Origin of the sequence: Plantactinospora sp. KLBMP9567 (genome assembly GCF_033446045.1) — a bacterium.
Lineage (GTDB): Bacteria > Actinomycetota > Actinomycetes > Mycobacteriales > Micromonosporaceae > Plantactinospora.
On sequence record NZ_JAWQRR010000053.1, the window covers coordinates 104946 to 126638 of the forward strand.

At 72.3% G+C, this 21693-nt stretch carries 19 protein-coding genes, 2 tRNA genes and 1 pseudogene; 12 read left to right on the forward strand and 10 right to left on the reverse strand.

The window, feature by feature from the left end:
- Positions 1–36: 36 nt before the first annotated feature.
- Positions 37–903 (reverse strand): MurR/RpiR family transcriptional regulator, encoded by an 867-nt coding sequence (locus R6Y94_RS39190; RefSeq protein ID WP_318401884.1) that lies wholly within the window; start codon positions 901–903, stop codon positions 37–39.
- A 68-nt stretch (positions 904–971) separates the two neighbouring features.
- On the opposite strand from R6Y94_RS39190, the gene R6Y94_RS39195 reads away from it, so the two are divergent.
- The 3 genes from R6Y94_RS39195 to R6Y94_RS39205 all read left to right on the forward strand — a co-directional run bounded on the left by R6Y94_RS39195 (position 972) and on the right by R6Y94_RS39205 (position 3927).
- Positions 972–1805 carry a class I SAM-dependent methyltransferase gene (locus tag R6Y94_RS39195; RefSeq protein WP_318401885.1) on the forward strand — a complete coding sequence of 278 codons (834 nt, stop codon included), beginning with the start codon at positions 972–974 and terminating at the stop codon, positions 1803–1805.
- Positions 1806–1885: 80 nt separating this feature from the next.
- Positions 1886–2722: an MOSC domain-containing protein gene (locus R6Y94_RS39200; protein ID WP_318401887.1), complete on the forward strand. Its 837-nt coding sequence runs from the start codon at positions 1886–1888 to the stop codon at positions 2720–2722.
- Positions 2723–2886: 164 nt separating this feature from the next.
- Entirely contained in the window at positions 2887–3927 is a 1041-nt protein-coding gene (locus R6Y94_RS39205) for an expansin EXLX1 family cellulose-binding protein (protein WP_318401888.1), read from the forward strand.
- A gap of 34 nt (positions 3928–3961) precedes the next feature.
- On the opposite strand, the gene R6Y94_RS39210 is transcribed toward R6Y94_RS39205, so the two are convergent.
- The 3 genes from R6Y94_RS39210 to bcp form a co-directional block, all read right to left on the reverse strand.
- Positions 3962–4480 carry a GNAT family N-acetyltransferase gene (locus R6Y94_RS39210; protein WP_318401890.1) on the reverse strand — a complete coding sequence of 173 codons (519 nt, stop codon included), beginning with the start codon at positions 4478–4480 and terminating at the stop codon, positions 3962–3964.
- Positions 4481–4589: 109 nt separating this feature from the next.
- Positions 4590–4670 (reverse strand) — tRNA-Leu (locus R6Y94_RS39215).
- 30 nt (positions 4671–4700) lie between these two features.
- Positions 4701–5177, reverse strand: a complete 477-nt coding sequence (gene bcp / locus R6Y94_RS39220; RefSeq protein ID WP_318401891.1) for a thioredoxin-dependent thiol peroxidase — start codon at positions 5175–5177, stop codon at positions 4701–4703.
- 138 nt (positions 5178–5315) lie between these two features.
- Between bcp and R6Y94_RS39225 the strand changes: the two genes are divergently transcribed.
- From R6Y94_RS39225 to R6Y94_RS39240, 4 genes and pseudogenes are all read left to right on the forward strand, one after another.
- Positions 5316–6035, forward strand: coding sequence for an energy-coupling factor ABC transporter permease (locus R6Y94_RS39225; RefSeq protein WP_318401893.1), 720 nt, complete (start codon positions 5316–5318; stop codon positions 6033–6035).
- Positions 6036–6052: 17 nt separating this feature from the next.
- Positions 6053–6445 (forward strand): annotated as a pseudogene (locus R6Y94_RS39230) (PDGLE domain-containing protein); the annotation flags it as partial.
- Positions 6446–6636: 191 nt separating this feature from the next.
- The gene (gene cbiQ, locus R6Y94_RS39235; RefSeq protein ID WP_318401895.1) at positions 6637–7407 is read left to right on the forward strand and encodes a cobalt ECF transporter T component CbiQ; all 771 of its coding nucleotides are present in this window, start codon (positions 6637–6639) and stop codon (positions 7405–7407) included.
- Complete coding sequence (locus tag R6Y94_RS39240; RefSeq protein ID WP_318401897.1) at positions 7404–8204, forward strand: energy-coupling factor ABC transporter ATP-binding protein; 801 nt, start codon at positions 7404–7406, stop codon at positions 8202–8204. Before cbiQ ends, R6Y94_RS39240 begins: the two co-directional genes overlap by 4 nt.
- 51 nt (positions 8205–8255) lie before the next feature.
- Here the strand turns inward: R6Y94_RS39240 and R6Y94_RS39245 are convergent, their stop codons facing one another.
- The 3 genes from R6Y94_RS39245 to R6Y94_RS39255 are packed head-to-tail and all read right to left on the reverse strand — an operon-like array spanning position 8256 to position 10706.
- Complete coding sequence (locus R6Y94_RS39245; RefSeq protein ID WP_318401899.1) at positions 8256–9458, reverse strand: hypothetical protein; 1203 nt, start codon at positions 9456–9458, stop codon at positions 8256–8258.
- Entirely contained in the window at positions 9455–10174 is a 720-nt protein-coding gene (locus tag R6Y94_RS39250; protein ID WP_318401901.1) for a DsbA family protein, read from the reverse strand. The genes R6Y94_RS39245 and R6Y94_RS39250 overlap by 4 nt, the downstream gene beginning before the upstream one ends.
- Positions 10167–10706, reverse strand: a complete 540-nt coding sequence (locus R6Y94_RS39255; protein WP_318401902.1) for a MauE/DoxX family redox-associated membrane protein — start codon at positions 10704–10706, stop codon at positions 10167–10169. Before R6Y94_RS39255 ends, R6Y94_RS39250 begins: the two co-directional genes overlap by 8 nt.
- 564 nt (positions 10707–11270) lie before the next feature.
- Between R6Y94_RS39255 and R6Y94_RS39260 the strand changes: the two genes are divergently transcribed.
- The 3 genes from R6Y94_RS39260 (at position 11271) to R6Y94_RS39270 (ending at position 16119) form a co-directional block, all read left to right on the forward strand.
- Positions 11271–13205: a copper resistance CopC/CopD family protein gene (locus R6Y94_RS39260; protein WP_318401904.1), complete on the forward strand. Its 1935-nt coding sequence runs from the start codon at positions 11271–11273 to the stop codon at positions 13203–13205.
- 11 nt (positions 13206–13216) lie between these two features.
- Positions 13217–13966: a YcnI family protein gene (locus R6Y94_RS39265; RefSeq protein ID WP_318401906.1), complete on the forward strand. Its 750-nt coding sequence runs from the start codon at positions 13217–13219 to the stop codon at positions 13964–13966.
- A gap of 191 nt (positions 13967–14157) precedes the next feature.
- Positions 14158–16119 (forward strand): hypothetical protein, encoded by a 1962-nt coding sequence (locus tag R6Y94_RS39270; protein ID WP_318401908.1) that lies wholly within the window; start codon positions 14158–14160, stop codon positions 16117–16119.
- Between the two features lie 412 nt (positions 16120–16531).
- On the opposite strand, the gene R6Y94_RS39275 is transcribed toward R6Y94_RS39270, so the two are convergent.
- Entirely contained in the window at positions 16532–17827 is a 1296-nt protein-coding gene (locus R6Y94_RS39275) for a glycosyltransferase family 87 protein (protein WP_318401910.1), read from the reverse strand.
- Between the two features lie 68 nt (positions 17828–17895).
- Between R6Y94_RS39275 and orn the strand changes: the two genes are divergently transcribed.
- Both orn and R6Y94_RS39285 read left to right on the forward strand, forming a co-directional pair.
- Complete coding sequence (gene orn, locus R6Y94_RS39280) at positions 17896–18492, forward strand: oligoribonuclease (RefSeq protein WP_318401931.1); 597 nt, start codon at positions 17896–17898, stop codon at positions 18490–18492.
- A gap of 195 nt (positions 18493–18687) precedes the next feature.
- Positions 18688–18763, forward strand: a tRNA-His gene (locus R6Y94_RS39285).
- 155 nt (positions 18764–18918) lie between these two features.
- Here the strand turns inward: R6Y94_RS39285 and R6Y94_RS39290 are convergent.
- Both R6Y94_RS39290 and R6Y94_RS39295 read right to left on the reverse strand, forming a co-directional pair.
- A complete protein-coding gene (locus R6Y94_RS39290) occupies positions 18919–20229 on the reverse strand; it encodes an Ig-like domain-containing protein (RefSeq protein WP_412102982.1) in 1311 nt (436 codons plus the stop codon).
- A 179-nt stretch (positions 20230–20408) separates the two neighbouring features.
- Positions 20409–21647, reverse strand: a complete 1239-nt coding sequence (locus R6Y94_RS39295; RefSeq protein ID WP_318401914.1) for a L,D-transpeptidase — start codon at positions 21645–21647, stop codon at positions 20409–20411.
- Between the last annotated feature and the right edge of the window lie 46 nt (positions 21648–21693).

Sequence of the window (21693 nt, forward strand, 5' to 3'; positions counted from 1 at the left end):
CGGGGTGGTGGCGCGAGATTGGCGAACAGCCGGTGGCTATCCGACGAACAACTGGCGGCGGGCGGCCGACTGCTCGAACTCCTCCAGCCGGCGCTGGGCGTCGGCCGGTGCGGCGTCGCAGATCGCCTGGAGTAGCACCATCGACAGCGCCATCGGCGCGGTGTGCAGGTCGAAGACGAGCTGGGCGCCGACCGCGGCCGGCAGCACGATGTCGGCGTACTCGGCGGCCGGGCTGACCGCCGAGTCGGTGATCACCACCACCGACATCCCGGCCGCGCGGGCTTCCCGGAGCGCGTCCAGCGACTCCCGGGGATAGCGGGGCAGCACGATGCCGAGCAGCGCGCTCGCCCCGGCCGCCCGGGCCTGCTCCAGCCGGTCGGTCAGCAGCGTCCCGCCGGAGTCGAGGACCCGTACGTCCGGATGCACCTTCGCCGCGAAGTACGCGAAGTAGCCGGCCAGCGGGGCCGCGGCGCGCAGCCCGAGTACGACCAGCGGGCGGCTGCCGGCCAGCAGCGTGCCGGCGGCGGTCACCCCGTCCCGGTCGGCGAGCTGCTCGGCGAGCCGGTCCAGGTTGTCGGCCTCGGCGCGGATCGCCCGCTGCATCTCGTTGCCGGCCGGTATCCCGAGATCGGGTCGGCCGTAGCCGGCGGCCGCGATCTCCCGGAGCCGGCGGCGTAGCGCCGGATAGCCGTCGTAGCCCAGCGCCATGGCGAACCGGGTCACCGAGGGCTGGCTGACCTTGGCCAGTTCGGCGACCTCGGCTGCGGAGAGGTAGGCGGCGGAGGCGGCGTGCTGGACCAGGCTGTGCGCGATCCGCCTTTGGGTCGGCGTCAGCCGGATGCCCTGGAACAGGTCGAGCACGCGGTCCATCGGCGGGGCCGCGATGACAGCGCTGTCATTCACAAGAAGACTGTATGCATGAAATAATTCAGAGGGCAATGGGACACCGCGAACGTGGTAGAACCTTCCGGGTGGACGGTACGAATTTCCGGCGTGCGATCGCCCGCACGCGCCTCGCCCCCGTTGCCGCGTTCCCCAAGCGGTTCATGCGGGTGGCCCGGCATGACGCCCGGGTGATCAGTGTCTCGGCCAAGTGGCTGCTCACCTCCCGCGAGCACCACAACTACACCTACGACCTGACCAAGCTCAGCCGGGAGCACCTTGCCTGGTTCGTCAGCGTGACCTGCGACGTACCGGTCAAGCAGGTGCGGACGTACCTCACCGAGATCGAGCAGGACGAGCCGCTGCGGCGGCACATCGAGCAGGCCACCGCTGCCTCGGACCGGCGAGGGCTGGCCGACCGGCGCGTCCGGTACGCCCGCCGGATCGGCTGGTACGCGATCGTCCGGGCCATCCGGCCGAAGCACGTCGTGGAGACCGGGGTCGACAAGGGGCTCGGCACCTGCGTACTCGCCTCGGCCCTGTTGCGCAACGCCGCCGACGGCGAGCCGGGCCGGGTCACCTCGCTGGACATCAACCCGGAGGCCGGTTACCTGGCCAAGGCCGAGCCCTGGGCCAGCGTGGTCGACCTGGTGATCGGGGACTCGCTCGCCTCGATCAAGGCGCTGGACCGCCCGGTCGACCTCTTCCTGCACGACAGCAACCACAGCACCGGGCACGAACGCCGGGAGTTCCAAGCCGTGTCCCCGAAGCTGGCTCCCGGGGCCCGGCTGCTCACCGACAACGTCACGGTGACCAACGTGCTCGCCGAACACGCCGAGAAGACCGGCCGCCGCTTCCTCGCCTACCGGGAGACCCCGGCCCAGCACTGGTACCCCGGCGACGGGATCGGCATCGCCTGGTAGGCGTCCGGTTCCGCGCTCCGCGCCCGGTGGCCGGAAACCACCTACCCGGCCACCGGAACCGCTGTGGCAGGGTGGACGCCATGCGGCTGGTCTCCCTGCACATGTACCCGGTCAAGGGCTGTTACCGGCTCGACCTCGGCGCCGCCCGGGTCGAGCCGTGGGGCCTGGCCGGCGACCGGCGCTGGATGATCGTGGACGACGACGGGGTCGGCGTCACCCAGCGCCAGGTGGCCGGTCTGGTGGCGATCCGACCCGCACTCCGCCCCGGCGGGTTGGTGCTGCGCGCCGCCGGCCGGCCCGCGCTGGAGGTCACCGAGCCGACCGACGGCGAGCCGGTCGCGGTACGCGTCTTCTCGAACATGCCGGCCGCCCCGGCCCGGCGGGCGGAGCCGGCGGCCGACGACTGGCTCTCCCGGCTGCTCGACCGGAAGGTCCGGCTGGTCTGGCTCGGCGACCCGACGGTGCGCCCGATCCCGGACACCGGTCTGGTCGACCCCGCCGACCGGGTCAGCTTCGCCGACGGCTACCCGCTGCTGCTGGCCAACCGCGCCTCGCTGGACGCGCTGAACGAGTCCCTGGTCGAATCCGGCAACGTCGAGGCGCCGCTGCCGATGACCCGGTTCCGCCCAAACGTCGTGGTCGGCGGCGCCGACCCGTGGGCCGAGGACGACTGGACCGGCCGCCGGCTCCGGATCGGCCCGGTGACGTTCCGGGTGGCCAAGCCCTGCGGCCGCTGCCTGGTGACCACCACCGACCAGGAGACCGGGGTACGCGGCCGCGAGCCGCTGCGCACCCTGGCGACGTACCGCCGGATCAACCGGCAGTTGGTCTTCGGCCAGAACCTGGTGCCGGTGCCCGGCCCGGCCGGTTCGGCCGGCACGCTCACCGTCGGCGACCCGGTGGACCCGCTCGACTGAGCTGGCCCTCTTCCGCGCTGGCCCTCTTCCGCGCTGGCCCTCTTCCGCCTGGCGACAACGGGGCGGGCGGCCGGTGCCAGCCCATCGGCGCCCGTCGACCGGCCCGGCTAGGCGGCCGGTGGAGATCTTGCGGAAGCCGCGACGGCTACGGCAACATGCCCCGGATGACCGAGGCGGAACTTCCCGACAGTACGGACGGCGGCGCTCCGGCGGCTGCCTCGGAGTCCGGCGACGGCCCGGGCACGGGTGGTGAGGCGCCGCGGCGGCGTCCGTCGCCACGCTGGCTGGCCGGCGGGTTCGCGGCGCTACTCGCCGCCGTCCTCGGCTTGGTGCTCTTCTGGCAGTTCTCCGAGCCGGCCGCCTGCGCCGCCGCACTGGCCGCACCACCGCTGGAACGGCTCGGGCCGATGGTGGAGCGGGCCGGGCCGCCGGTCGGTGCGACCGTCTACAAGGGAAAGGCGTCGCACTACGACGGGGGTGGCTCGGGCGGCAACTGCTCGCTGCCGGGCCCACCGGCCAACCGGCTCTACGTCGCGCTCGGCTCCAGCCAGTACGCCGGCTCGGCCGCCTGCGGCAGTTTCCTCGACGTGACCGGCCCGAAGGGCACCGTCCGGGTGATGGTGCTGGACCGCTGCGCGGGCTGCACCAACAACAAGATCGACCTGTCCAGGCAGGCGTTCGCGAAGATCGCCGACCTGTCCCAGGGCATCGTCCCGGTGCGCTACCGGGCGGCGGTCGACCCGCCGCTGTCCGGCCCGCTCACCTTCCGGCTCAAGAGCGGCGTGTCGCAGTACTGGTTCGCGGTGCAGGTGGGCAACCACGGCAACCCGGTGAAGTCGGTGGCGGCGAAGCGGGGCGGTTCGAGCTGGCGGGCGGCCAAGCGCGGCTCGGACAACTACTGGGTGATCGACGGCGGGATCGGCCCGGGGCCGTACTCGATCCGGGTGACCGACGTCTACGGGCACCAGGCGGTCGCCACCGGAATCCGGCTGGCACCCCGACAGGTGCAGCGTGGCACGGTACGGATGTACGACCCCACCCCGGCGGCTGCCGGCTCGCCGAGCCCGTCCGCCTCGTCCGTCCTCCGCAACACCCCCGCCCCGTCCGCGTCGCCCACGTCCGACCCGGCTACGCCGACCGGAGCGGATCCGTCCGGACAGCCGGTGGCCGCGGCCGGCCGCCCCGGCCCGGTCGGCTGCGGCTGACCGCTGTCTGCTGACGGCTGTCCGGTGCCGGTGGTCAGGTCAGCGGCAGCCACATCTGGATCTCGTCGCGGTCGTCGCCCGGCCCGACCCGGAGTGCCCCGGGCAGCCGGCCGACCTCCCGATAGCCGAGCCGCCGGTAGAACTCCTCCACACCCCGGCCGTCCCGGACGGTCAGGTGCAGGGCCTCCCAGCCCGCCTTCCGGGCCACCTGCTCGGCCTCGCGCAGCAGGGCCTGGCCGTAGCCGTACCCCTGGCGGTCGGGGTGCACCATCACCCGCTTCAACACGCACCAGTGCGCCTTGAGGTGAAACCGGTTGTCGGTGAGGAAGAGCAGGGCGATCAACTCGTCGCCCTGGTAACCGGCCAGGAGTTGGTCCGGCCCCCGGTCTGCCGCCCGGAGGGTGGCCAGCGCGAACGGCCGGACGTCGTCCTCGGTGACCGGGCCGACGAACCCGACCGCGCCACCGGCGTTGGTCACCGCCGTCCACAGTCGGACGATCTCGTCGCGCAACTCGGGGGTCGACGGCGGGTCGAGTACGAAGCGGATGCCCACCCGAGCCATCCTCGTCCGTCCGCCGGCAGCCCCAGTCGGCCCGCGCGCCGGGCGTGACGGTGCTAACAGCAGGGCCGGTGCCCGCGCGGGCACCGACCGGACCGAGCTGTGCGGGAGAGGGGAGTCGAACCCCTACGCCCGAAGGCACAGGAACCTAAATCCTGCGTGGCTGCCATTACACCACTCCCGCTTGCGCTCAAAGTCTAGACCGCTGGCGGGCTCAGTCCAGGCCGAGGTCCCGGCGGAGTTTGGCGACGTGCCCGGTGGCCTTGACGTTGTAGAGCGCCCGCTCGATCCGGCCTTCCTCGTCGATGACGAATGTCGACCGGATCACTCCGGTGATCGTCCGACCGTACGACTGCTTCTCGCCGTACGCGCCGTAGGCGACGAGTACCGCCTTGTCGGGGTCGGAAACCAACGGGAAGGTGATGGCGTCCCGGTCCCGGAACTTCGCCAGCGCGGCGGGGGAGTCCGGTGAGATGCCGACCACCTCGTAGCCGGCGGCCTGGAGCGAGGCGAGCGAGTCCCGGAAGTCACAGGCCTGCGTGGTGCAGCCCGGCGTCATCGCCTTCGGGTAGGCGTAGAGCACCACCTTGCGGCCACGCAGTTCCTTGAGTGAGAGCGTCTCTCCGGAGTCGGTGGTCAGCGCGAAGTCGGGCGCGGCGTCCCCGGGGGCGAGGCGGATCGGCGAGGTCATGGCCACGACCCTATCGCCAGGTGGACCGGAGATTGCGGTTGCCGTACAGCTCTTGCAAAATCTTGGCAATAGCGATGGTCGGCTCCTAGGCTGGGCCGGCCGGCGGGGCGGATCCCGCGCCGGCACCTGGGAGGTGGCGTGGAATACCTGGCAATGCACATCTCGAACGGAATCATCAACGGTCCCGTGGCGGCGGCGTTCGGGGCGTTGGTCCTGGTCGCGCTCGCGCTGTGCGTGTTCCGCGGTCGGCAGGACCTGGACGACCGGCTCGCTCCGATGGCCGGGCTGGTCGCCGCGTTCATCTTCGCCGTGCAGATGCTCAACTTCCCGATCTTCACCGGTGCGGTCAGCGGCCACCTGCTCGGCGGGGCACTCGCCGCGGTTCTGGTCGGGCCCTGGGTCGGGGCGCTCTGCGTGGCGGTGGTGCTGATCGTGCAGTCGCTGATCTTCGGCGACGGCGGGGTGGCGATGCTCGGCCTGAACATCACCAACATGGCGCTGATCGGCGTCGCGGTCGCGTACCTGCTGATCGCGCTCCTGCTCCGGATCCTGCCCCGTACGGTGACCGGGCTGGCCGTCACCGCGTTCGTCGCCTCGGTGCTCAGCGTGCTGGTCGCCTCGCAGGGCTTCGTGCTGCAGTACTGGCTCGGCGGCACCACCGACGTCGGCAGCAGCCTCGGCGGGCTGGCCGGCACGATGGCCGGGGTGCACCTGCTGATCGGCGTCGGCGAGGGCCTGATCACCGCGACCACCGTGGTCACCGTGGCGAAGGTCCGGCCCGACCTGGTCTACGCGCTGCGCTCGCTGCGTCCGCTCCAGACCGCCAACCAACTGCCGCTGGCAGGAGGTGCCCGATGACGATCGGAGGAACCCGGATCTCGAAGCGCTCCGGCGCGTTCATCCTGGGCGGCCTGCTGGTCGCGCTGCTCCTGGCCGGAGTGGCCAGCAACTTCGCCTCGGCCCACCCGGACGGCCTGGACTCGTCGCTGCGCGAGGGCTGCACCTTCGACGCGGACGACAACATCACCGGTGGTAGCTGCCCGGCGCAGCAGGCCAAGGACCACGAGTTGGCCGACTCGCCGCTGGCCGACTACGGGGTGCGGGGCGTCGACAACGCGTTCCTCTCCACCGGGCTCTCCGGGGTACTCGGCGTGCTGATCACCTTTGGCGTCGGCGGCGGCCTGTTCTGGCTGACCCGCCGCCGCCCGACCACCGCTTCGGCGCAGGCCACCGGTTCGGCGCAGGCCACCGGTTCGGCGCAGGCCACCGGTTCGGCGCAGGCCACCGGTTCGGTGCGGGCCACCGGTTCGGCGCAGGGCGCTGGCTCCGGATCCGGATCCGGCCCGGCGCGGACCGCCGGCAGCGGCACGGGTACGCCCGCGCGGCGCGGCGGCGACGGGTCGACCGTGACGCCCGCCGGCCGGACCGGTACCGACGGCACCGAGTAGGGGCGCCGGAGATGGGAGCCGGGCACGCCCACGTGCTCTACCAGGACGGGACGTCGGCGGTGCACCGGCTGCCGCCCGAGGTCAAGATCGCGGCGATGGTGGTCTTCACCCTCGCCGTGGTCGCCACCCCCCGGGAGGCGTTCTGGGCCTTCGGCGGCTACCTCCTGCTCGTGCTGCTGGTGGCGGTGGTGTCCCGGGTCGGGCTGCGCTGGCTGGCCAGCCGGTCGCTGATCGAGCTGCCGTTCGTGGTGTTCGCGTTCGCGCTGCCGTTCCTCGGCACCGGCGAGCGGGTGAGCTGGCTGGGGCTCGAACTCTCCGTCGACGGGCTCTACGGCGGCTGGAACATCCTGGCCAAGGGCACCCTCGGGGTGCTGGCCTCGCTGCTGCTCGCCGGTACCACCACGATGCGGGACCTGATCCTCGGGCTGGACCGGCTGCACTGCCCGCAGATCCTCACCCAGATCGCCACCTTCATGCTGCGCTACCTGGACGTACTGGTCGGCGAGGCACGGCGGATGCGGGTCGCCCGGATCTCCCGGGGTGACGATCCCCGGTTCCTGTGGCAGTTGCGCGGCTTCGCCACCGGAGTGGGCGCGCTCTTCCTGCGCGCCTTCGAGCGGGGCGAGCGGGTCTATCTGGCGATGGTCTCCCGGGGATACCAGGGCCGGATGCCGGGAGTGTGGCTGGCCACGGGTGCGGCCACCACCCGGCACTGGCTGGTGGCGGCGACGGTGCCGCTCGCCGCCACAGGCATCGCCGCCGCCGCGGTCGTGCTGGGATGATCGGGTACGTGGACACCGCTCCGGCCACCGACCCGCCGTCTCTGGACGTCCGTGGCGTGCAGTTCAGCTATCCCGACGGTCAGGTCGCGCTGCGCGGCGTCGACCTGACCGTGCCGCGCGGCGAGCGGATCGCCCTGCTCGGCCCGAACGGCGCCGGCAAGACCACCCTGGTGCTGCACCTGAACGGGATCCTCGCCGGTGGCGCCGGCACGGTCACCGTCGGCGGGCTGACCGTGGACCGGGACCGAGCCACCCTGGCCGAGATCCGCCGCCGGGTCGGGATCGTCTTCCAGGACCCCGACGACCAGCTCTTCCTGCCCACCGTCGCCGAGGACGTGGCGTTCGGCCCGGCGAACCTCGGCCTGCGCGGCGCCGAACTGGCCCAGCGGGTGACCGAGGCGCTGGACGCGGTCGGGATGGCCGAGCACCGGGACCGGGCGCCCCAGCACCTCTCCTTCGGCCAGCGCCGCCGGGTGGCGGTCGCGACCGTACTGGCCATGCGCCCGGAGATCCTCGTCCTGGACGAGCCCTCCTCCAACCTCGACCCGGCCGCCCGCCGCGAGCTGGCCGGGATCCTGCGCCGGCTGCCGGTGACCCTGCTGATGGTCACCCACGACCTCCCGTACGCGCTGGAGCTCTGTGACCGGTCGGTGATCCTGGACACCGGTCGGATCGTCGCCGACGGGGCGACCGCCGAGATCCTCGCCGACGCCGACCTGCTCGCCCGGCACCGCCTGGAGCTGCCGTACGGGTTCGACCCGGCGGTGGCCGCCCGGCAACTCGCCGCCAACGGCTGAGTCCGCTCCGGCGGACGACCGCCGCCCGTTGACGCTGAATCCGGTCAACCGCTAGCCGCTGACCGCCGGCTGGTCAGCGCGCCCTCCGTCGGTGCCCGAACCGGGCTCGCCCGCCGGCAGGGTCACCGACCAGCGGCGGGTCGGCCGTCGACCTGCACCGGTGCCGGTCGGTGTGGCGTCGGTCGCCCGGCCGGTGGCGCGCAGCCGCAGCACCCCGGCCACGGCCAGCCCACCGCCGACCGCGATCAGCACCGCGACCAGGACCCGGGCCCACTGTGCCGGCCACGGCACCGGGACCACCGAGCGGAGGAAGACCGCCGCGTTGGTCACCCCGGTGAAGAGCGCCAGACAGGTACCGGCGAGCGCCAGCGCGAAGTCGCCGGCCGGTCGCCGGGTCAGCGCGTACGCCCCGGCGGCCAGTGCCCCCACGCCGGTCAGGGTCGGCCAGAGTTGCGCCGTGACGAGTCCGAGCAGCATCCCGCCGAGCCCGGCGTCGGCGCCCCGGGCCAGCGCGAAGCCCAGCGCCGCCACCCCGCCGACGACCGCGAGTACGGCCAGCCCGACGGTGGCCCGGCGGCCCGGTCGGGAGTTCCGGGGCAGCACCCCGAGCGCCCCGATCGCCAGCGCACCGAGCAGGCTCACGCTCCACCAGGGCAGCGGGTCGGGCGGCGGCAGCCAGTCCAGCGTGCCGCGCAGCTCCACCGGGCGCAGTCCGTCCCGCAGCGGCACCACCCAGTCGCGTACCCGGTGCGGCCGGTCCGGGCCGGCGGCGACCTCGGGCGGTGGCGCCTCCGCCAGCCAGCGGCTGCGCTGGTCGTGCCAGCGGACGACCGGCTCGGTGTCGACCCGTCGCCAGGACGGTGCCCGGGTCGGATCGGCCCCGGCCGGCAGTGCGGTGTCCCCGGCGAGGGTCCGGTTCAGGTACGTCGCCGGCGAGGCGGTGTTCTCGTAGACGCCGTCGGGACGGATCTCCAGGTACGGCTCCCCGGCGTAGCCCAGCACCTCGACCGTGCGACCCGTCCGGTTCTCCAGTTCGAGCCGGGCCCCGCCCTCCACCACCCGTACCCGCAGCCCCGGCAGCGCCGGGCTCACCCCGGTGACCTCGGTGCGGTAGTTGGTGCCGTCCGGGGTGTCGGCGGCGTGCGCGGCGGCCGGCGCGGCGGACCCGAGTACGCCGGCCAGCGCCGCCACCAGGGCGATCCCGACCCGCCGCAGCAGGTCGCTCCGACCGCTGCCCGGAGTGGGGCAGGTCACTTGCCGGCCGCCGCCACCGCTGCGGTGATCGCCTCGGCGCTGGCCTGCACCTGCTTGCCGGCGACGAGCACCGTCGGCGTGCCGGTCACCCCTGCCCGGGCCGCCTCGTCGGTCACGTGCTCGGTCCACTTGTCGAAGGTATTCTCCTCGACGCAGTTGCGGAAACTGTCCCCGGCCAGCCCGATGCTGGTGGCGACCTCGACGAGCTGATCGTCACTGAGCCCGGCGCCGCCCTCCGGCGGTTGCCGGTCGAAGAGCGCCTTCGCATACTCCCGGAACTTGCCGCTCTGCGCCGCGCACCCGGAGGCGGCGGACGACCGGGTCGAGTACTCGGTGCTGGAGAAGCGGTCGAGGAACGCCACCGGGTGGTAGGTGACCCGTACCTTGCCCTCGGCGACGAGCTGGTCGAGGGTGCCGCCGGCCTGCTGCTCGAAGGTGCGGCAGATCGGGCAGATGAAGTCCTCGTACACGTCGATGTTGACCGGCCCGGAACCGATCACGATGCCGGTGCCCTCCGGGTTGGCCCCGCCCGGCGGGGTGAAGTCGCCGGAGTCCTGGCTGGCCGAGACGCCCCAGCCGATCAACCCGGCGATGATCAGCACGACGACCGCGCCGACCGAGGTCCACAGGGTGCGCTTGCGGCGCCGCTCCCGGGCCATCTGCTCGCGTACCACCCGGGCGGGCCGGCGCTGTCCCTTGCGGTTCCGGTCACTCATCGTCGCTCTCCTCCTCGCGGGTGTCCCGACCCAACGCCGCGTCCACCGAGACCGGGGTACGCGGCCAGACCAGCAGGAAGCCGGCGAGCACCAGGAAGCCCACGTCGCGGAGGACCTCCGTGCCGTACGTCGGGTCCTGGCCGGCGGCGAGGTCACCACCGCTGCCGAAGCAGCCGCAGTCGATGGAGAGGCCGCGCGCCCAGGCCGAGGCGATCCCGGCGATGAAGATCACAAGGAGCGCCGCGGAGATCCCGCCGGCGAGCCGGGTGGCGAGCCCGACCAGCAGGATCAGCCCCAGGGCCAACTCCACGAACGGCAGCGCCGCGCCGATCACCACCGCCAGGTCGTACGGGAAGATCTTGTACGCGCTGACCGCCCGACCGGAGGCCGCGAGGTCACCGACCTTGGACCCGCCTGCGGTGAGCCACACGGCGGCCAGGCCCAGCCGGGCGGCCGTGCCGAGCCACGGGCGGACGACCCGCCAGCGGCTGTGGCCCGGTGCCGGGGTGCTTGCTGTGGTCCGCTCAGTCACAGTCATTAGTCGTCTTGGTCGGTGGGAGGGTTTCCGGCCCCGGTGTGGCTTCGGTCATCCCGAGCGCCGTACCGGGTGAGATCACGCTCACCAACGGTAGGGGGCATTACGGTGGCAGGTGGGCATTACCGGGCAGAACCTCCGGCCGTCGGTCGCCGGAGCCCGGTGGCGGAGCCGATCCGGCCGTCGGCGGTGTTTGCCGTCCCCCCGGGGGCTGGTCCACGGTCTCCTGGGCCGGTGTCGCGGGGTCGGGAACTTTTTCGGGTCCGGCGCCGACTATCGATCCGTGACTTCTGACGGGACCGGGCCCGCGCGCCGGGCAGCCGAGGACTTCTGCGCCGTCCGGCGCGCCGGGCGCCGGCCGACCTCCGGTCGCCGCTCTCCCGAGCTGCCGGCCGGTGGCCGTCGTCCGCGGGTGGCCGTCGGTGGCCGTCGTCCGGGGCTGCCGGCCGGTGCCCGTCGTTTGGGGCTGGCGGCCGGTGCCCGTCGTCCGGTGTCGGGCGGTGTGACCGAGGAGGGCCTGGCGTGACCCGAGGTCGCGCAAGACCGGGGTGGTCGGCCACGATGTCGGACATGATTGCTGCGAATCGTCGATGGTTGGCCCGCGCCGGCGCCAGTCTCGGCCTGCTGCTGGCCGCCCTCGCCCTGTTGCTCGGCCCGGCCGCACCGGCCAGCGCGCACGCGGTGCTGGTGAGCAGCAGTCCGGCCGCCGACGTGGTGCTGCCCAACTCGCCCGCCGAGGTGGTACTCACCTTCAGCGAGAGCGTCCGGGAGGTGCCGGACAAGATCCGCATCCTCGGCCCGGACGGCGCCCGGGTGGACCGGGACGACCCGACCTTCAACGGCGCGGTGGTGACCATCCCGGTCGACGCGTCCGGTGCCCAGGGGACCTACCTGGTCAGCTACCGGGTGATCTCGGCGGACAGCCACCCGGTCGCCGGCGCGTACACCTATTCCGTGGGTGCCCCGTCCACGCCGCCGTCGGACAGCGGCGCCGAGGATGTGCATCCGGTGGTGGGCGCGGCGGTACGGGTCTTCAAGTACGTCGGCTACGCCGGGCTGCTGCTGCTGATCGGGCCCGTGATGGTCCTCAGCCTGCTCTGGCCCCGACGGCTCGACCGGCGCGGCCCGGCCCGGCTGATCTGGACCGGCATCGGGCTGATCGTGCTCTCCACCCTTGGTGGGCTCTGGCTCCAGGTGCCGTACACCACCGGCGGCGGGCCGTTCGCGGTCAGCGGCAGCGCACTCGGTGACGTACTCGGCAGCACCTTCGGCGCGGCCCACCTGGTCCGGCTCGGCATCCTGGCCGCGGCGGCGATCCTGCTCCGCCCCCTGATCGGCGGCCGGGCCGGCCGGGGCGACCAGATCCTGCTGACCGTGCTCGGGGTGGCCGGTCTGGGCACCTGGCCGATCGCCGGGCACGGGGCCGCCTCGCCGGTGCCGGCGGTCTCGGTGGTGGTCGACAGCGTCCATCTGGCCGGCATGGCGGTCTGGCTCGGCGGACTGGTCATGCTCGGCGGGTTCCTGCTCCGCCGCGCGAACGACCGGGAACTCGACGCGATCCTGCCGGTCTGGTCCCGCTGGGCGACCGTCGCGGTCTCCGCGCTGCTGCTCGCCGGGGTCGTACAGGCCCTCATCGAGGTGAGTACGCCGTCCGCGCTGGTGTCGACCACCTACGGCCGCTTGATCATCGCCAAGGTCGTGCTCTTCGCCGGGGTGATCGCGGTGGCCGCGTACTCCCAGCAGTTGGTCCGGCGGCGGCTCCTCGCCGACGGCCCGACCGAGCCGGAGGACGGCTACGCGGAGCCGGAGGACGGCTACGCCGACGATGAGCCGGACGAGCGGGACGGGACCGCCGGCACGGACGAGCGGGACGGGACCGCCGGCACGGACGAGCGGGAGGACGGCGGGCGGAACGAGCCGGCTGGTTCCGGTCGTCGTGGCTCGGGTGGTCGCGACGAGTTGGCCGCAAGGGCGCTGGCCGGTGGTGCCGTCGCGGGCACCGTTACGGCGCTCCTCGCCGAGGATCCGGCCCGGCCGGTCGGCTCGGCTCGGCGGATCCGGCGGGCGGTCTGGGTCGAACTCGCGATCACCGCTGTCGTGCTGGCCCTCTCCGCAGTACTGGTGCAGACCCCGCCGGCCCGGACCGCCGGCGAGTACGGGGATGCCGGCGGTCCCGGCTACTACACCACCACGCTGACCAGTTCGCTCTACTCGTTGCAAGTCGAGGTGGACCCGGCCGGGACCGGCAGCAACTCAATCCACCTGTACGCGTACACCCCGGACAACAAGCCCCTGCCGGTGGTCGAGTGGCGGGCCACGGCCGCGCTGCCGGACCGGGGTGTCGAACCGATCGAGATTCCCCTGCTGCCGCTCACCGACAACCACGCCACCGGCGAAATCAGCCTGCCGACCGCGGGCAACTGGCAGCTCAGCTTCACGGTCCGGTTATCGGACATCGACCAGGCGACGGTGACCAGCACCGTGCCCATCACCTAGAGAGGTACACCATGATCCGTCACCGTCGGGCCGCGCGCGCCGCCGCCCTCGTCCTCGGGGCAGCCATGATCGGCGTGTTCGGGCTGGCCTCGTCGGCGTCCGCGCACGTCACGGTCAATCCGAGGGAGGCGACCCAGGGCGGTTACGGTCGCGTGGCGTTCCGGGTACCGACCGAGAGCGACACCGCGTCGACCGTCAAACTGGAGGTGACGTTCCCCGACGACGCGCCGCTCGCCTCGGTCTCCACGATGCCGGTGCCCGGCTGGACCGTGGCGGTCGAGAAGCGCAAGGTGAACCCGCCGGTGGAGGTGCACGGCAGCCAGGTCGGCGAGGTGGTTGCCAAGATCACCTGGACTGCGGCGGCGAACGCCGGGATCAAGCCGGGAGAGTTCCAGGAGTTCCCGGTCTCGATGGGACCGCTGCCCGAGGTCACGCAGTTGGTGTTCCGGGTACTTCAGCACTACTCGGACGGCAACACGGCGCGCTGGATCGAGCCGCCGGCCGCCGACGGCACCGAGCCGGAGAACGACCCCGCCCCGGTGCTGAAGCTGCTCCCGGCCGCCGGGGAGGGCGCGCCGGCGAACCCCGGCCCGGCGGTGGTGCAGCAGCAGGAGCCGGCGGCCACGTCGAGCGAGGACGGTGGGGACCTGGCCGCGCTGGGGCTGGCGGTCGCGGGCCTGGTCGCCGGCCTCGCCGGCCTGGCGCTGGGCGGGCTGGCGTTCGCCCGTACCCGACGGCAGGCCGCGCCACCCGCCGCCTGATCGCGGGGCGATCCCGCACCTACCGGTGCTCTCGCTGGCCTGTCGGCAGAACTGCCGACAGGCCAGCGGCGTTTTCGGTCGATAATCCGTGTTGAAGCGATTTCGCTCGGTATGGTCGGCGGGTACTGCGACCCCGCCGCCGGTCGTGCGACGTCGTCGGCGGATACCGCGACCGGAGGGACAGAATCGGTATGCGCTTCGTGCGGCTGATCGCCGGGATACTCCTGCTCACGATCGGGCTGCCGGTGCTCCTCGTCGGCGGTGCACTGTGGACGCTCTCCCAACAGCGGAGCGGCGACCAGGCCTTCGTGGCCACCCTGGACCGGATCGAAACCGGCGGGCACGCTGTGGTCGTACCCGACCTGGCCGCGATGCTGCGCCGGGACGTGCCCTTCCTGGACGTCGGCCGGACCGGGCTGCGGGTCGTCGCCCGTACCGGAGCGGAGCCGGCCTTTCTCGGCCTCGCGCCCACCGCCGAGGTCTCGAGCTACCTCGCCAACTCGCCGCATGTCCGGGTCGCCCGGGTCAGCGTGACCAGGGGCAGCCTGCCGGTACGCGTCGACCCGGCCGTCGAGCCGGCCACGGCAGCCGCACCCGCACTTCCGGGCGACCGGGGACTGTGGATCCGCAGCGGTCTCGGCACGCTGGAGCTGACCGCCGACGACGTACGCGCACCCCGGCTCAGCCTGGTCGTCATGCGCCCCGACGCGGGAGCCGGCGTCGTCGCCGACCTGCGTGCCGAGGTACGCCCCGGCTGGCTCGATCCGGTCGCCTGGAGTTCGTTGGCCGTCGGCGGCCTGTTGGTGCTGTGCGGCGTCGTGTTGCTGGCCCGGCCGGTTCGTCCCCGCGAGGTGGTCTTCGTCGTCGAACCGAGCCAGGTACCGGTGCTCGCCGCCAGGTTCGGTATCGCCACCCTGGACGAGGTCGGAGCCTCCTCGGAGGACCAGGTCGGAGCCTCCTCGGACCGTCCTGCGGGGACGCCGGAGCGGCGGGCGGACCTGCCGGGTCGGGCCGGGGGCCCGCCGGACCGACCAGTGGGCCCGCCGGACCGACCAGTGGGCCTGCCTGCTCAGCCTGGGAACGTGCCGCGCCGTGCCGCGCTCGGTGAGCCAGCGCCGCTGGCCGGCCCGATCGGTGCGCCGATGCGGGAGCCTGCCGCGTCACCGACCGGCGCGGCGTCGACCAGGGGCGGGTCGCCCGATGTGGCGTTGACCGGGGTGGCGTCGGCCGGGGTGGCGTCGACCGGGGTGGCGTCGACCGGGGTGGCGTCGGCCGGGGTGGCGTTGACCGATGTGGTGCCGGCCGGGGCGGCGTCGACCGAGATGGCGCCGGGCAGGGTGGTGCCGTCGGGGCGGCGGGTGCCGTCCAGCCGGCCGGCGACGCTGGCGGACGTGCGGACCCCGGCGGGCGGCACCGGAGCGGTGGGGTCCGACCCTGGGCCTTCTGGACCGCTGTTCTGGCCGCCGCTGAATCCGGCAGCCGGTGCCTCGACCGGCGCCGTGCTGGTGCCCGCCGCTGAGGGTGCGGTCACTGCCTCGGCCGGCTCTCCCGGTTCGCCGGGCGCGGCCAGACCGCCGGACGTCGGATCGACAGGCTCGGTGGCGGCAGTGCGGTCGGCCCGTGCTTCCGCACCGGCACCCGCGCCAGCGCCAGCGCCAGTACCAGTACCAGCGCCAGTACCAGCGCCACCACCCGCGCCGGTGCCGGCACCTTCGCCGGCGCCGCCGTTGCCGGCCCCGGCACCACCGATGCCGGCGCCGCCGAGGCCCGTACCCGTTCCGGCGTCCGACGTCACCCCGGGACCGACCAGCGCCCCGATGGCGGCGCGGACGGCCCGAGCCGCGTCAGATGACGAGTCGGCAGCCGCGGCAGCATCCTCGGCCCAGGACGGACCGGTTCGGCAGATCCCGTTGCGTCCGGCGACTCCGGGAACGGCGGCGTACGGCGCCGGGCAGCCGCGTACGGGGCGTGGCGCACTGAACCGGCCGAGCGGCTACGAGCCGGCGACCAGGTCGGCCGCGATGGACGCTCCGCCGGCGCGGCACAGTGGCAACGCCGCCCCTGGATACCCGGATGTCCCGGGTCAGGAGGAGGAGCCGGCCGGACGCGGGGGCGACATCAGACAGCCCAATCCGGGTCCGCGGCCCCGCTGACCTCGGCTGCCGGCTCATCCGCCCTCCGGCGAAGCCGGTCTGGGGCGTCGGGCTCGGGTCGCGCCGACCGGCCGAAGCCGCCCGCCCTACCGTTTCGACGCGTCCGTCCCAGCGGCTGTGTCGAGACGGCTGTGTCGAGACGAACGGGAGTGGTGACCAGGAGTGACGGCCAGGACTGGTGGCCGGAAGTGGTGCCGGGGCCTGTTCGGCGCCGTGCGGAGTTGTGGTCCGCTGGGGCACGGGGGTCGAGGTCCCTTGCGAGGGACGGATGGCGGGTGGCCCCCCGCGCTGCCGACACGGGGGGCCACCTTCACCGGGGGATCGGTGTACCGAAGGGACGTTTCAGATGTTGTCGTTAGATTAGCTGCATCGAGACGTACTAGATAGATCTGTCCATTTGGTGCAACTTCTGCTACTGCTGGATACTTGGTTCGTGTTTCGGGGTGTCGGTGCCCGCACCCGCCCCCGGCGACTCCCGACGGATCGGCAGCACGACGAGCAGCAGCAGCGCGAAGAGCACGTAGAGGTTGCGCAGCAGGAACTCGCCGGGGGCGTTGGTCCGGTCGAAGGCCCGTCCCCAGTCGTAGTACGAGACCACCCCGTACACGATCACGGCGGTGACCAGCGCGGCGAGCGCCAGCAGCGCCACCCTGCGGCGGCGCCCGGCCCGACCGGCGGCCGGACCGGGGGGCCGTAGTCCGGCGTCCACCAGCACCAGCACCGCCGGGATGAACCAGTACGCGTGATGGGTCCAGGTGATCGGGCTCACCAGTACCGCGACCAGCCCGGTCAGGGTCAGCCCGGTGAGTTCGTCACCGGCCCGGGCCGCCCGGGCCGCCCGCCACAGCCCGTACGCCGCCACGGCGACCACCAGCACCAGCCAGAGCGCCTGGCTGGGTTTTCCCGGGGTGGTGAATCGGCTGAGTAGCCCGAAGAGCGACTGGTTGCCGGTGTAGTCTGGCCGGCCGACCCGGTCGGTCAGCCAGAGCTCGTGGGTCCAGAACCGCCAGGAGTCGCTCGGGGCGATCGCCGCCGCCAGCAGCGTCGCGCCGGCCGCCGCGGCGGAGGAGACCAGCGCCGCCCGCCACCGCCGGGTGGCGAGCAGATAGACGATGAAGATCCCCGGATAGAGCTTGAGCGCCGTCGCCAGCCCGATCCCGACACCGGCCCAGCGGGAGTTCCGGGGTACGGCGAAGAGCAGGTCGGCCAGGACCAGCACCACGAGCAGCATGTTGATCTGACCGAAGACGATGGTCTCCCGGGTGCTCTCCACGGCGAAGGCGAGCGGTACGGCGAGTCCCGCCGCGAACCACCGGGGTACCCCGTGCCGGTCGGCGATCGACGAGACGAGCCACCAGGTGGTCACCAGCAGGGCCAGTACGGTCAGCGCGGTGAAGACACCGGCGGTGACCCCGATCTTCAACCCGACGAAGGGGCGCAGCAGCAGGGCGGTGAAGGGTGGATAGGTGAAGTACAACTCGCCCTGCAACAAGTCTGCCTGGACGTAGTCGTACAGCGGGTTTCCGTCCGCCCACCAGCGCATCGCGCTCATGTAGATCTTGAGGTCGTAGAAGTTGTGCGGAGTGCTGACCAGGTAGAGCAGCGGCACCGCCGCGGCGACCAGCACCACGACGATGATCTGGCGTGCGGTGCGGCCGCCGGGATCGTCTTCGTCGGTGGCGGATGGCGCGGGGGGATCGGCTGGCACGGGAAAACCCTAGCGGGCCGTTCTGTCCGCAGCGTTGAGGCGCGGGTCCCGGGGCTACGCGTAGTCTGATCGTCGTGGCTGATCTTCTCGTCTGGGTCGACTGTGAGATGACCGGGCTCGACCTCGGCAAAGATGCCTTGATCGAGGTCGCGGCGCTGGTCACCGATCGTGACCTCAACGTGCTCGGCGAGGGTGTGGACGTGGTGATCCACGCCGACGAGGCGGCGCTGGCCGGGATGCCGGAGATCGTGCGGGCGATGCACGAACGCTCGGGCCTGACCGAGGAGGCCCGCCGCTCGACGGTGAGCCTGCACGAGGCCGAGGACCTGGTGCTGGAGTACGTCACCTCGTTGGTCAAGGACCCGCGTACGGCACCGCTCTGCGGCAACTCGATCGCCACGGACCGCGGCTTCCTGGCCCGTGACATGCCGCGACTCGACGCCCACCTGCACTACCGCTTGATCGACGTCTCGTCGATCAAGGAGTTGTGCCGTCGCTGGTACCCCCGGGTCTACTTCGGTCAGCCGGCGAAGGGGCTGGCGCACCGAGCCCTGGCCGACGTCCGGGAGAGCATCCGGGAACTGGAGTACTACCGGCGGACGGTCTTCGTGCCGCTGCCGGGGCCGGACGTGGACACCGCCAAGGCCATCGCCGCCGAACTCTGAGGGCCTCGGCGCGCGGTTCCCTCCGGCGCGCCGACGACGAGCGGCTGACCCCCGGCTGGCGAAGGGGTCGCGCCGCCGCCGGATCAGGGTGCAACCCGGTCGACGGCGGGGGGAGAGGTGTGGCTATCATTGGTCGTCGCCCTGCCGGGTCCGCTGGTCCGGTGGTCGCGGATGTTCCTGATCAAACTGAACATGGTGGCTGTAGCTCAGTTGGCAGAGCACCGGGTTGTGGTCCCGGGTGTCGTGGGTTCAAATCCCATCAGTCACCCCACTTGTGGATCTCCTCCACTGCTGGTCAGGCCCCCTCTTGGCAGGGGGCCTTGATCGTTTCAGGGGACAGGGTGGGTAGACCGCGGAACGCCCCCGCCCTCTCCGGAAGGTTCCGAGGAGGAGCGGGGGCGATGTCCGTACGGGGGCGCCGCCGGCTCAGCCCGTGGTGGTGCCGGCGGTGGGCTCGGTGGTCGGTACGGTCGCCGTCTCGCCGACCGGAAGCGCGCTGCCCTTGACGTACTGGTCCCAGCTCATGTTCCAGTCGGTCCAGCCGTTGCCGTTCTCCAGCTTGCGCTCGGTGCCCTTGACCACGATCGGGTCGCCGACCCGGGTCTGGTTGAACAGCCAGCTCGCGTTGGCGGTGGACATGTTGACGCAGCCGTGCGACACGTTCGTGCGCCCCTGCGAGGCGACGGACCAGGGCGCGGCGTGGATGAACTCGCCGCCCCAGGTGAGGCGCTGGGCGTACTCGATGTCGGTGACGTAGCGGTTGGCCGGGTTCGGGTCGTCGCGGGTGTCGAAGACGGTCTTCTTCAGCTTCTCGATGACCACCATGGTGCCGCTGGAGGACGGGGTGCTCCGCTTGCCGAGGCTGATCGGAATGGTCTTGATGACCTTGCCGTCCTTCTTGACCGTCATCTTCTTGGTCTTGTTGTCGACGGTCATCACCACCGCCGGCCCGGTCTTGAGGTCGACGGTCAGGTCGGCCCGGCCGTACCAACCGTCGCCCATCGGCAGCCCGCCGGCCTGGATCTTGTAGAAGATCTTGGTGTTGGCCTTCCAGTACGTCTTCGGGCGGTAGCGCACCTCGGTCGGGCTCACCCAGTGCCAGATCCCCTCCTGGGCCGGGGTGGCCCGGACGGTCATCCGGCGCTGCACGTCGTCCCGGTAGTCCTCCGGCACGGCCCGGCTGAACTTGACGATCAACGGCATGCCGACCCCGACCGTCTGGCCGTCGCCGAGGAAGCTGGTCACCCGGATCTGCTTGCCGGGCTTGGCCATCGTGGTGAAGGTGCTGGTCGTCGTCGCCGGCTTGCCGTCGTCGCCGGTCGCGGTCACGGTCGCCGTGTACGTCGCACCGTATTCGAGCGCTTTCTCCGGCAGCCATGTCCCCGTGCCGGTGAGCGCGCCCTTGACGGTCTCACCGGCCGCGTTCTTGACCTCGACGGTGGTCTCGACGGCGTCCTTGCTGCTGAAGGCGATCTCCGCGGAGGCGGGTACGTCCTTGGCGTCCGCCGCCGGCGCGGTGATCGCGGCGGAGGCCTTCGGCTTCTGCTCGCCCTCGCTGCCGCCCTGGAACGACGGCCCGGCGCCCTTGTCGCCGTCGCCGGTGCAGGCGGTCGCGGTGACCGCCAGGGCGCCGGCGATCAGCACCGAGGCGAGGGCCCGGAGCAGCGCGGGCCGTCCCCGCGTCGCCAGACCCCGGTCGGAGGTACGACGGGTCAACTGATCTCGGCGTGGTCGCATGATCCCCTCACACTGCTGTTTTCCACAGCTGTACCCACTCGGTCCCCACGGTCATCCTCTCCCAATGACGTCCGTGAGCAAGCTTTCGTTTCCTGCCGTGCCGTAGAACACCATCGGATGGGGTCGATTTAGCCGGTTAGTGCCGGAAATACCGATGGGGCCGTCCTCGATCCGTCTCGTCAGGCGCCCAGGTCGGCGGGGACCGGCAGGGCGCTGCCCTTGACGTACTCCTTCCAGGGCAGGTTCCAGGCGGTCCAGCCGTTGCCGGAGACCAGCTTCCGCTCGGTGCCGGTGATCGTCACCGGGTCGCCGGTCTTGGTCTTCTCGAAGAGCCAGCGGGCGTTCGCGGTGGAGACGTTGACGCAGCCGTGCGAGACGTTGCGTCGCCCCTGGTCACCGACGGACCACGGGGCGGCGTGGATGTACTCTCCGCCCCAGGTCAGGCGCTGGGCGAAGTCGATGTCGGTCACGTACCGGTTGGCCGGGTCCGGGTCGTCGCGGGTGTCGAAGACCGTGGTCTCCTTCTTCTCCATCACCACCATCGTGCCGCTCGACGACGGGGTGCTCTTCTTGCCGAGGCTCACCGGGATGGTCCGGACCAGTTTGCCGCCCTCGAAGACGGTCATCTTCTTGGTCTTGTTGTCGACCTTCATCTCGAACTTGCTGCCGATCTTGGCGGTCGCCTTGCGATCGACGTTGCCGTACCGGCCGTTGCTCAGGGGGATGCCCTCCAGCCCGATCCGCACGGTGAGCGTCGTCCCGGGCTGCCAGTACTCCGGCGCCCGGTAGTAGGCCTGGGTGCCGTTGGAGACCCAGTGCCAGGCGCCGGGCTGCGGCGGATCGGAGTCGACGAACATCCGCTGCTGCACCCTGGCCCGGTCCTTCTTGGCGATCCCCGGCGAGAACTCCACCACCACCGGCATGGCGACGCCGTAGGTCTTGTCGTCGAAGAGGTAGAGGCCGGAACCGATCACCGAACCCGGCTTCGCCATCGTGGTGAACGAGGTGGTCCTGGTCTCCGTCTGCCCGGAGGCGGAGGTCGCGGTGACCTGCGCGGTGTAGGTCTTGGCGTACTTCAGCGGCGCCGCCGGTACCCAGGACGAGCCGTCCGGCCGCATCGCGCCGCTGACCGCACCCCCACCGGCGACGGTCAGGCGGACACTGCTGATCTTGCCGCCCTTGACGCTGGTGCCGATCTCGACGCTCACCGGCTGCTTCTTGGCGCCGTTGGCCGGGGTGACCGCGAATTCGAGCGGCTCGGCGGGTGGTGTCGGGGTCGTACTCGCTCCCGCCGCTGCGCCGTTACCGCTCACGAACTGCGGCTTCTCGTCTCCGTCGCCGCCACACGCCGCCGTACCCAGCGGCGTGGCGACCGCCAGAGCGATGACCATCGCCCAGTTGCGCGTGCTCCTGCCCATCCCCACCTCGGTCCACTCGAATCCCGGGAGACATCGTGCACTATCG